The organism is Pelagimonas sp., assembly GCF_058892305.1.
Genome location: NZ_JBZXVN010000032.1, coordinates 146,313 through 156,162 on the forward strand (window position 1 = coordinate 146,313; position 9,850 = coordinate 156,162).

Genomic DNA, 9,850 nt, shown 5'->3' on the forward strand with positions numbered 1-9,850 from the left:
CAGATTGTCTGAATTGGGTTGCCAAAAAGACGCCAAAGACTGGACCATTGCGCGCCATGCGCCTATCACAGCGGCAAAATCTGCCCTTTTGGGCCTGCCCCAGCCCGTATGAGGAAATCACATGTCCGTTTATGATCCCGCATCCATAGAACCAAAATGGCAATCCGCTTGGGATGAGGCCGGTACATTCACCGCCACCCGCGAAGGCGACAAGCCCAAGTATTACGTGCTGGAAATGTTCCCCTACCCGTCGGGCCGCATTCATATTGGCCATGTGCGCAACTACACGATGGGCGACGTGATTGCGCGTTACAATCTGGCCACCGGTCATAACGTCTTGCACCCAATGGGGTTTGACGCCTTTGGCATGCCGGCCGAAAACGCCGCGATGGCGATTGGCGGGCATCCCAAAACCTGGACCTACGAAAACATCGACACCATGGTTGGTCAGATGAAGCCGCTTGGCTTTGGTCTTGATTGGTCGCGTATGTTCGCGACCTGTGACCCGGAATATTATGGTCAGCAACAGGCGTTGTTCATTGATTTCCTTGAAAAAGGTCTGGTCTATCGCAAAAACGCGGTGGTGAACTGGGACCCGGTTGATATGACCGTTTTGGCCAACGAGCAGGTCATCGACGGCAAGGGCTGGCGGTCGGGGGCCGAGGTCGAGCGCCGCGAGCTGACCCAGTGGTTCTTTAAGATTTCCGACTATTCCGAAGAGTTGTTGGACGCCTTGGACACGCTCGACAACTGGCCCGCCAAGGTGCGCCTGATGCAGGAAAACTGGATCGGCAAATCGCGCGGTTTGGAGTTTGGTTTTGAACGTGTGGACGGCGAAGAGCCGATCACCGTTTACACCACCCGTCCTGATACATTGATGGGCGCGTCATTTGTTGGCATCTCGCCCGATCACCCGATTGCAAAACAGCTTGAGGTAGAAAACCCCGAGATCGCGGCGCAAATCGCCGAGATGCGCAAAGGTGGCACCACCGCAGAAGCCCTTGAAAAGGCTGACAAGCTTGGCGTTGATACCGGTATTCGCGCCAAACACCCGCTTGATCCCAACTGGGAATTGCCGGTTTGGATCGCCAACTTTATCCTGATGGATTACGGCACCGGCGCGATTTTCGCTTGCCCGGCCCATGACCAGCGCGACTTTGAATTCGCGACAAAATATGACCTGCCGATCATTCCGGTCTTTGGCGAAGAAGAGATTTCCGAGGCCTATGTGCCCGCCAAAACCGATAAGGTCACTTTCCTGCGCGGGTTCGCCGGAGAGACCGAGCAAACCGGCGACCAAGCTGTGGACGCCGCCATTGATGCCGCCGAAAAGGACGGTTGGGGCACAGGTGTGACCAAGTTCCGCCTGCGAGATTGGGGCCTGTCGCGTCAGCGGTATTGGGGCTGCCCGATCCCGGTTGTGCATTGTGATGATTGCGGCGTAGTTCCTGAAAAGAAAGAGAACTTGCCGATCGAACTGCCTGATGATGTGTCTTTTGACATTCCGGGCAACCCGCTTGATCGCCACCCAACATGGCGCGATTGTGCCTGCCCGGCTTGCGGCAAACCGGCCAAGCGTGAAACCGACACGATGGACACCTTTGTCGATAGCTCGTGGTATTTCGCCCGCTTCACCGCGCCGGATGCGACAACGCCAACCGATCCAGAGGCCGCAGCCTATTGGATGAACGTCGATCAATACATAGGCGGCATCGAGCACGCGATTTTGCACCTGCTCTATTCGCGCTTCTTTGCCCGCGCGATGAATATCTGTGGCCACTTGCCCGATACGGCGCGCGAACCGTTCAACGCGCTGTTCACCCAAGGCATGGTGACCCACGCGATTTATCAGACCACCGGTGACGATGGCCGCCCGGTCTATCACTACCCCGAGGATGTTGAGCTGCGCGACGGTGGTGGCTTCCTTAAGGATGGGACGCAGGTCAAAATCATCCCCTCGGCCAAGATGTCGAAGTCCAAAAACAACGTGGTCGATCCGGTTGAGATCATCAAAGCCTTTGGTGCCGATACCGCGCGTTGGTTTGTACTCTCTGATTCTCCGCCCGAACGTGATGTCGAATGGACAGCATCGGGGGCCGAAGCGGCCAGCAAACATTTGGCGCGGGTTTTCCGCATCTGTTCGGAAATCGCGGGTGGCGATGTGCCGTCGACCAAAGAAGACGACGCGCTTTTGCGGGAAACCCACAAGGCCATCCATGATGTGACCATGGGCGTTGATAGCTTTGGCTTTAACGCCTCGATTGCCAAACTGTACGGTTTCACCAATGTTTTGCACAAATCGCGTGCTGGTTCCGAAGTGAAAACCTTTGCGGCGAAAACGCTTGTGCAGCTGATGTCACCGATGACGCCGCATTTGGCCGAAGAGCTGTGGTCGCTTTTGGGCGGCGAGGGCCTTGTTGCCAACGCGCCTTGGCCCGTTGCCGATGAAAAGATGTTGGTTGAGGATAGTGTTACACTTCCGATCCAGATCAACGGCAAACGCCGTGGCGAAATGAACGTTCCGCGCGATATGCCCAAGGAAGAGGTTGAAAAAGCCGCCCTTGCGCACGAAGCTGTTGTTAAGGCGCTCGATGGTGGGCAGCCTAAAAAGCTTATCGTGGTACCGGGGCGGATTGTGAATGTGGTTGTCTGAGCGACGTAAATTTCTCGGGAAATGTCTGGGGGGGCTGGCTTTGGCCTCCCTGTCTTTGACCGCCTGTGGTTTCACACCTGTTTATGGGCCGCAAGGAACCGGTGATCGGCTACAGGGTAAGATCATCCTTCAGGCCCCTGAAACGCGCAACAGCTACCAGTTCAATCGTCATTTCGAGACACGCATGGGGCGTCCGGCCAATGCACCCTATGTGCTCAAGGTGAAACTCAGCACCGAAGAGCTCGACCAAGGTGCGACGTCGACCGGGAACACCACACGGTTCAAGGTGACGGGACATGCGAATTATGTCCTATCCGAAGGAAAGACCCAGCTTTTGAGCGGTTCGACCAGCGCCTTTACCGGTTATTCAAACACCGGATCAACGGTTGCGACCATGGCATCCGAAAATGACGCCTATGAACGTTTGATGGTGATTTTGGCGGATCAAGTGATCGACGATCTGATCTTGTCTGCGGGTAACCTTCCGGAATGAAGCTGTCTCCGCGCGACGCAAATGGGTACTTCAAAAAGCCAAATCCCGATTCCGCCGGTCTTTTGATCAGCGGCGAAGACACCATGCGCGTGGCGATGAAACGCCAAGAGGTTGTGGCCGCCTTGGTTGGCCCCGAGGGCGAGGCCGAAATGCGGCTCACCCGGATACCGGCGGCGGATTTGCGCAAAGACGCGGCGGCGTTGTTGGATGCGGTCAAGGCGCAAGGGTTTTTCCCCGGTCCACGGGTGGTTTTGGTCGAAGAGGCCACGGATGGCTTGTCCAAAACCTTCAAAGCGGCGCTCGAAGATTGGCAGGCGGGGGACGCGCAGATCATTGTCACTGCCGGGCAGCTAACGGCGAAATCTGCGCTTCGCAAAGTGTTCGAGGGCGACGGGCGCACCTATTCGGCGGCGCTCTATAACGACCCAATGGGGCGGGCCGAGATCGAATCCGAACTGGCCCGTGCCGGTTTGAAAGAGCTGGACCGCGACGCGATGGGGGCCTTGGAAGAGCTGGCCCGTGGTTTGACGCCCGGCGATTTCCGGCAAGTTCTGGAAAAGATCGCTTTGTACAAGCTAGGTGATTCGACGCCATTGACCGCGCAAGAGGTTGACCTTAATGCACCGGCGTCAGTCGAGGCTGAAATAGACCAGATTTTTCACGTCTTGGCAGAAGGGCGTACACCCGAGATTGATCCGGTCATGCGAAGATTGACCGCGCAGGGTGTCAATCCGGTGACCTTGTTGATCATGGGGATGCGCCATTTTCGGACATTATACGCCTTGGCATCTGCCCCCGGCGGGCCCGCACAGGGTATTTCACGGATGCGCCCGCCAATCTTTGGCCCGCGCCGGGACCGGATGTTGCGGCAGGCGCAACGCTGGTCGGTTGAGCGGCTCGAAGATGCGTTGGATGTGTTAATGGAAACTGACCTGACCCTCCGCTCAGCGGGGCAAAAGGCCCCGGCGGGGGCTTTGGTCGAACGCGCATTTGTGAGGTTGGCCTATCTTGCGCGCCGCTAACGGCACTGCCACGTTGTGATCAACACAACAAAAGAGAGCGAGCCGTATGAGCTACACACTATATGGAAGCCCCAAAAGCCGAACCTTTCGGGTGATGTGGATGATGGAGGAGCTGGGGCAGGAGTATGACCTTGTGCACGCGGCCCCGCAATCTGATGAAATTCGCGCAGTGAGCCCGCTTGGCAAGGTGCCGGTCCTCAAGGTTGGCGGCGAAGTGATTCCCGATAGTTCTGCGATCCTGACTTATTTGGCCGACAAACATGGGGCACTTACTGCCCCGGCGGGAAGCGTGGCGCGGGCCAAACAGGATGCCATGACCTTTCGCATATTGGACGATATCGAGGCCCAGCTTTGGACCGCGGCGCGGCATAGTTTTGTTTTACCCGAAGGGGAGCGTGTTGCGGAGGTCAAACCCACGTGCCGGGCCGAGTATCAGCGCAATGTCGACAAGTTGATGGCGGAAGTGGATGGGCCATTTTTGATGGGCGAGACGTTCACAATCCCCGATATCATCCTAACTCATCTGGCCAATTGGGCAATCAGCGCCAAGTTCCCCGAACCATCTGCGGACTTCGCAGCCTATCTGAAACGCACACGGGCACGCCCGGCGTTTAAGGCCGCGCGCGACAAGCAATAAACGGGCAGGGCGGGGTTATCCCCCGCTCGCTTTCATTCTTTGTCGGTAACGTTTTCTTTGAACGCGACCTCAAAAGCCGCCTGCTTTTCCGGGCTGGCGGCGGATTGGTGGCTGTTCTTCCAGTCATCATAAGGCATACCGTAGAAAGCCTCGCGGCCTTGGGCCTTGTCCATGTCGATGCCACGTTCATTGGCAGCTTCTTGGTACCAGCGTGACAGGCAGTTGCGGCAAAATCCGGTCAGGTTCATCATGTCGATGTTTTGCACGTCTTTGCGGTCTTCCATCAGATGTTGGCGCAGGCGGCGGAACGCAGCGGCTTCAACCTCAATCCTTGTTTGATCATCCATGTCTGTCTCTCCCTTGTGGTGTTGTGCCCAAATTCCGTGCACGGAATTTGCAAAAGTTTTCATTGAAAACCTTTTTGCGCCCGGCCTGACGCAAAGCGTTATTCTGGAACCTGTCGCAATGCATCTTCGAGCAATGGCGCAAGGCGTTGGCCCCAATGCTGTTGTTGCTCGGCGGTTTCGATCAAATCGTTGCGCAACTCGATCAGTGTATTGTTGCGCCCGTGTTTCAACGCATGCCGATCAACCGCATCACCGGGCAAATGCCCCGGATAGGGTTCATTGCGACCAACGGTCAGGTCCGGTTCCGCCTCAAGGGCGGCGATAAACGGGTCGCTCAAGCGGTTGTCCCACGCGTGTAGGATGCCAACATGCCACGGTCGAGTCGGGCGGCCGCGCAATTGACGTGTAAAGGAGTGAACAGCAACAATCACCGTATCCTCTTGGGCAGCGGCAAGTTTTGCATAGGCGTCATGGTAGGGCCGGTAATAGGCGTTTAACCGGCGTTCCCGTTCTGTGTCATCTGCATGACGGTTTCCGGGAATGACTGACCCATCATATAGCTTCATCAGCAGCGTCGGGTCATCTTCGCCCCGGTTGGGGTCAATCACGAGCCGAGAGAAGTTCCCCAGCAAAACTGGCGCGCCGAGGGCTTCGCCAAGCGCCAGTGAGACTCCTTCGGCTCCGGGGTCAAAGGCAATGTGGCGTTCCATGTCAGAATCGGGCAAGCCCAATGTCCCACCCAAATCCGGCGGTACGGTATTGCGCGCATGGTCACAGGTGATGAGCCAGCGGCTTTTGCGGCTGGCACCTTCGATATGATAGGGGTGATATGTCATGGTGTCGTCATCTCTTGTTGCCAAGACATAGGGCAGTTGCGCGGTGAAGGGAAATAGGCAATAAGCACCATGAACCGTTACCGCTAACAAATAGTGGTTTATGAATACGCTGACCGCACGGCAATTACGGCAGGCAAATTATGCCGCCACATGAGGAACTGGGGAAAAACATGAAGCGCAATCGCAAGATCAAAATCGTGGCCACATTGGGCCCGGCATCGTCAACATACGAGATGATCCGCGCATTGCACGAAGCGGGGGCCGATGTCTTTCGCCTAAATATGAGCCACGGTAGCCACGAAGAAATTTCAGAAAAGCACAAGATCATCCGTCAGGTCGAAAAAGATCTTGATAGCCCGATCGCGATTCTGGCCGACCTTCAGGGGCCAAAACTTCGTGTTGGAACCTTTGCGGATGGACCACAGGATTTGGAATGGGGCGAAACCTTCCGCCTTGATCTTGACCCGACACCCGGTGACAAAACCCGCGTAACCCTTCCGCACCCTGAGATTTTTCAAGCGCTTCAGCCTGGTTCGCATCTCTTGGTCAATGACGGTAAAATTCGTTTGCGCGTAGAGGATTGTGGTGATGATCACGCCAATTGCACGGTTGTCACCGGCGGTGTTATTTCCGACCGCAAGGGTGTGAATGTTCCTGATGTTGTGCTGCCTTTGGCGGCTCTGTCGGAAAAAGACCGTGCCGATTTGGAATTTGTCTGTGCCTTGGGCGTCGATTGGCTGGCGCTGTCCTTTGTTCAGCGTCCTCGCGACGTTTGGGAAGCCCGCGAATTGGCCGATGGTCGCGCGGCGATCCTCTCCAAAATCGAAAAACCTCAAGCCGTCGAAAGCTTTGATGAGATTCTAGAGGTTTCGGACGGCATCATGGTCGCCCGTGGTGATCTTGGTGTTGAACTGCCGGTTCAGAATGTTCCACCGATTCAGAAACGTTTGGTACGCAAATGCCGGGCTGCCGCCAAACCCGTGATCGTGGCGACGCAGATGCTCGAATCGATGATCGAATCGCCGATGCCAACCCGCGCCGAAGTGTCGGACGTGTCCAACGCCATTTACGAAGGTTCGGATGCGGTGATGCTGTCGGCGGAATCGGCGGCGGGTGATTACCCAATCGAAGCCGTAAGCACCATGGATGCCGTAGCGGTAGAGGTCGAAGCAGACCCAACCTATCGCGATATCATCGAAGCCAGTCGCAAGGCGGAGCGTCATTCGGTGGCCGATGGGATCGTTGCCGCCGCGCGTGAGATCGCCGAGACAACCGACATCAAAGCCATCTGCTGCTTTACCTCATCAGGGACTACCGCCGCCAAAGTATCGCGCGAACGCCCACGGGTGCCGATTATCACCATGACGTCGTCGCGCGGCACGGCCCGTCGCCTGGCCCTAAGCTGGGGGACCCACTGTGTTTTGACCGGTGACCTTGAGCGCTTCAAACAGGCGGTCGTCAATGCCGCCCGCGCCACACGCAAGGCCGGTTTCGCCGGTGAGGGCGATCAGATCGTTGTGACAGCAGGGGTGCCATTCAACATCCCCGGAACAACCAATATTTTGCGCGTCGCCCCCTGCGATGAACGTTTGATTTATAGCACCGATCCGGAATAACCTGTTCTCAGGTTAATCACGGGGGTCTGCTGGTATGGATCCAGATATTTCATTGGTTGCAGGGTTGATCCTGGCAGTTTTAGCGCTGCCAGCAGTTGTCTCTGCGTTTTCAGATGGCCGCACCCCTCGGGTGGCGGCCATTGTCATGATTGCGGCTGGCGGGTTGGTGGTTTTCGCTCTGACAAACAAACCCGGTGGATACCAAATGCAGGACATTCCACAGGTGTTTTTCCAAGTGCTTGGTAAATTCACCAATTAGGCCCTTGATTCCCGTGTGAGCAGCGATTCAAGGCTTGCCAATAACGCGATCCGCCCCTATACGGCCCGTCTAAACCGCGCGTCCGGCTCAAGTGGCATGCCGAGTCGCGCAAAAAGACGGAGACCGAAATGCCCAAGATGAAGACGAAGTCGAGCGCCAAAAAGCGCTTTAAGGTCACTGCGACCGGTAAAGTGATGGCAAGCCAAGCTGGTAAACAGCACGGCATGATCAAACGCACCAAGAAATTCATCCGCGACGCTCGCGGTACCACGACATTGTCTGCTCCTGATGCGAAAAGCATCAAGCAGTTCATGCCGTACGACCGCTAAGAGGAGATTAGAACATGTCCCGAGTAAAAGGCGGAACCGTCACACACGCGCGTCACAAGAAGATCGTCAAGCAGGCCAAAGGTTACTACGGTCGTCGCAAGAACACCTTCAAGGTTGCAGCTCAGGCCGTTGATAAGGCCAATCAGTACGCAACACGCGACCGTCATAACCGCAAGCGCAACTTCCGCGCCCTGTGGATCCAGCGTATCAACGCTGCAGTCCGCGCCCATGACGAGGCCCTGACATACTCCAAGTTCATCAATGGTTTGAACCTGGCTGGTATCGAAGTTGACCGTAAGGTTCTCGCTGATCTTGCCGTTCACGAGCCCGAAGCATTTGCTGCGATCGTGGATCAAGCCAAAGGCGCGCTGCCAGCGTAAGCTGACCCGCGTTGAAAAGATTAGAAAAGCCGCTCGATTTGGGCGGCTTTTTTCGTTCCTTGATGCCAAGTTGGGCATGCAAACATAATTGTTGGCTAGGGCAGGGAAACGGGCCCAGAATGGGCTCTTTGGGAATGGCTTGTGACGTTTCTCATGCCGTTTGGGTAGGTACTGCCAAGAACCCATTCGGTATCGAATTCTCTTGTACGATCGATACAGATAGGCTCCGATCCTAAAATGTCTGACCGGCCACTATCCGGTGTGGGTCTTGCCCTTGGATGTTCGAAACAAGGCCGAAAACAAGCGCCCATCCGTAACAGCAAAGCCAAGTGCGATGATGGCAAAGCCAATCCACGCTTCGAAGCCCATGTCTTCTCCTAGAAAAAGAACACCAAGCCCAATTGCAACGGCGGGGATGAGCAATGTAACCAAAAGCAAATTGGCGGCCCCGGCGCGTGTAAGGATGGCAAAGTAGAGAACGTAGGCCAATGCCGTGGACACGATCGCCAAGCCCAGCAGAGCAGCCCATGTTGTTGCAGAGAGGTCGACGCTAGGCCGACCATCAAAGATCAACACTATTGGCACCATCAAAACCGTGCTGCCAATCAGCATACCAAGTGCATTCATAAGAGGCGGCTGGCCGGTCAGAGCGGTCTTTCCCCAAACTCCCGCAAAGGCGTAGGACAATGTCGCGCCAAGGATGGCGAGCTGAGCTAGGTTGCTTGGGTTGAAGTGCGTTAAAGCGCTCGGCCCCATGATGAACGCCACCCCGGCGAGACCCAAAGTTGCCCCGATGATTTTCTTCGTAGTCAATGGTTCATCGGATAAAAGCAGACCCGCCACAACTGCGGCGAACATGGCTGTTGTGGCGTTCAAGATAGATGCCAATCCGCTTTCAATTTGGGTTTGGCCCCAGAAGATCAACGAAAATGGAATGGCGTTATTGAGCGCCCCCATCACCAAAAAGCTTGCCCACGTCCTCAGAGATCGCGGAATCGGGAGACCTTTGTAAACCACAATCAATGTCAGAGCGGGCACGGCCCACAAAACCCGATGCAAGGTGATTGTGAGCGGGGGAACCTCACGTAGTGCGATGGCACCAAAGAAGAAGGACCCGCCCCAGACGGTGGCCAAGACGAGCAACATGATGGTCGATTTTAGATCAAACTGTGGGGTGGGGGCGTGTGTCATGTCTCGAAATCCAAATACGGTATCTGTTTCTGTCACATGGGTTCCTTGGTGACGACCCGTTTCATGCGGTTTGAAACCCTGTCTTCA

Annotated in this window: 11 protein-coding genes; 8 read left to right on the top strand and 3 right to left on the bottom strand. The window is 55.9% G+C overall.

Translation table 11 applies throughout. From position 1 onward, the window contains the following. Nucleotides 1-121 precede the first annotated feature (121 nt). Genes leuS through AC5EFR_RS14275 form a run of 4 tightly spaced genes read left to right on the top strand, consistent with a single transcriptional unit; the run spans nucleotide 122 to nucleotide 4,805 of the window. Complete coding sequence (leuS, locus tag AC5EFR_RS14260) at nucleotides 122-2,653, top strand: leucine--tRNA ligase (protein WP_493576453.1); 2,532 nt, start codon at nucleotides 122-124, stop codon at nucleotides 2,651-2,653. Further along, nucleotides 2,640-3,146: an LPS assembly lipoprotein LptE gene (gene lptE / locus AC5EFR_RS14265; protein ID WP_493576454.1), complete on the top strand. Its 507-nt coding sequence runs from the start codon at nucleotides 2,640-2,642 to the stop codon at nucleotides 3,144-3,146. The genes leuS and lptE overlap by 14 nt, the downstream gene beginning before the upstream one ends. Further along, nucleotides 3,143-4,168 carry a DNA polymerase III subunit delta gene (gene holA, locus AC5EFR_RS14270; RefSeq protein WP_493576455.1) on the top strand — a complete coding sequence of 342 codons (1,026 nt, stop codon included), beginning with the start codon at nucleotides 3,143-3,145 and terminating at the stop codon, nucleotides 4,166-4,168. The genes lptE and holA overlap by 4 nt, the downstream gene beginning before the upstream one ends. 46 nt (nucleotides 4,169-4,214) lie before the next feature. After that, nucleotides 4,215-4,805: a glutathione S-transferase family protein gene (locus AC5EFR_RS14275; protein ID WP_493576456.1), complete on the top strand. Its 591-nt coding sequence runs from the start codon at nucleotides 4,215-4,217 to the stop codon at nucleotides 4,803-4,805. A 32-nt stretch (nucleotides 4,806-4,837) separates the two neighbouring features. On the opposite strand, the gene AC5EFR_RS14280 is transcribed toward AC5EFR_RS14275, so the two are convergent. Both AC5EFR_RS14280 and AC5EFR_RS14285 read right to left on the bottom strand, forming a co-directional pair. After that, the gene (locus AC5EFR_RS14280) at nucleotides 4,838-5,152 is read right to left on the bottom strand and encodes a DUF1244 domain-containing protein (protein ID WP_299922563.1); all 315 of its coding nucleotides are present in this window, start codon (nucleotides 5,150-5,152) and stop codon (nucleotides 4,838-4,840) included. Nucleotides 5,153-5,250: 98 nt separating this feature from the next. Then, complete coding sequence (locus AC5EFR_RS14285) at nucleotides 5,251-5,988, bottom strand: N-formylglutamate amidohydrolase (protein ID WP_493576457.1); 738 nt, start codon at nucleotides 5,986-5,988, stop codon at nucleotides 5,251-5,253. A 170-nt stretch (nucleotides 5,989-6,158) separates the two neighbouring features. On the opposite strand from AC5EFR_RS14285, the gene pyk reads away from it, so the two are divergent. From pyk to rplT, 4 genes are all read left to right on the top strand, one after another. After that, nucleotides 6,159-7,604 (top strand): pyruvate kinase, encoded by a 1,446-nt coding sequence (gene pyk / locus AC5EFR_RS14290; protein WP_493576458.1) that lies wholly within the window; start codon nucleotides 6,159-6,161, stop codon nucleotides 7,602-7,604. A gap of 34 nt (nucleotides 7,605-7,638) precedes the next feature. Further along, nucleotides 7,639-7,863, top strand: coding sequence for a hypothetical protein (locus tag AC5EFR_RS14295; RefSeq protein WP_493576459.1), 225 nt, complete (start codon nucleotides 7,639-7,641; stop codon nucleotides 7,861-7,863). Nucleotides 7,864-7,991: 128 nt separating this feature from the next. Then, on the top strand, nucleotides 7,992-8,192 hold the full coding sequence (gene rpmI / locus AC5EFR_RS14300) for a 50S ribosomal protein L35 (RefSeq protein ID WP_299922571.1): 201 nt from the start codon (nucleotides 7,992-7,994) through the stop codon (nucleotides 8,190-8,192). 14 nt (nucleotides 8,193-8,206) lie between these two features. Further along, nucleotides 8,207-8,572 carry a 50S ribosomal protein L20 gene (gene rplT / locus AC5EFR_RS14305; protein WP_299922573.1) on the top strand — a complete coding sequence of 122 codons (366 nt, stop codon included), beginning with the start codon at nucleotides 8,207-8,209 and terminating at the stop codon, nucleotides 8,570-8,572. A gap of 252 nt (nucleotides 8,573-8,824) precedes the next feature. Here rplT and AC5EFR_RS14310 read toward each other — a convergent pair whose 3' ends face one another. Beyond that, nucleotides 8,825-9,799, bottom strand: a complete 975-nt coding sequence (locus AC5EFR_RS14310) for a DMT family transporter (RefSeq protein WP_493576460.1) — start codon at nucleotides 9,797-9,799, stop codon at nucleotides 8,825-8,827. Nucleotides 9,800-9,850 lie beyond the last annotated feature (51 nt).

Bases quoted from the DNA above. Each gene is read 5' to 3' on its own strand.
- leuS (WP_493576453.1), top strand. From the start codon at position 122: ATGTCCGTTTATGATCCCGCATCCATAGAACCAAAATGGCAATCCGCT.
- AC5EFR_RS14295 (WP_493576459.1), top strand. From the start codon at position 7,639: ATGGATCCAGATATTTCATTGGTTGCAGGGTTGATCCTGGCAGTTTTA.
- rpmI (WP_299922571.1), top strand. From the start codon at position 7,992: ATGCCCAAGATGAAGACGAAGTCGAGCGCCAAAAAGCGCTTTAAGGTC.
- AC5EFR_RS14280 (WP_299922563.1), bottom strand. From the start codon at position 5,152: ATGGATGATCAAACAAGGATTGAGGTTGAAGCCGCTGCGTTCCGCCGC.
- lptE (WP_493576454.1), top strand. From the start codon at position 2,640: ATGTGGTTGTCTGAGCGACGTAAATTTCTCGGGAAATGTCTGGGGGGG.
- rplT (WP_299922573.1), top strand. From the start codon at position 8,207: ATGTCCCGAGTAAAAGGCGGAACCGTCACACACGCGCGTCACAAGAAG.
- holA (WP_493576455.1), top strand. From the start codon at position 3,143: ATGAAGCTGTCTCCGCGCGACGCAAATGGGTACTTCAAAAAGCCAAAT.
- pyk (WP_493576458.1), top strand. From the start codon at position 6,159: ATGAAGCGCAATCGCAAGATCAAAATCGTGGCCACATTGGGCCCGGCA.
- AC5EFR_RS14285 (WP_493576457.1), bottom strand. From the start codon at position 5,988: ATGACATATCACCCCTATCATATCGAAGGTGCCAGCCGCAAAAGCCGC.
- AC5EFR_RS14275 (WP_493576456.1), top strand. From the start codon at position 4,215: ATGAGCTACACACTATATGGAAGCCCCAAAAGCCGAACCTTTCGGGTG.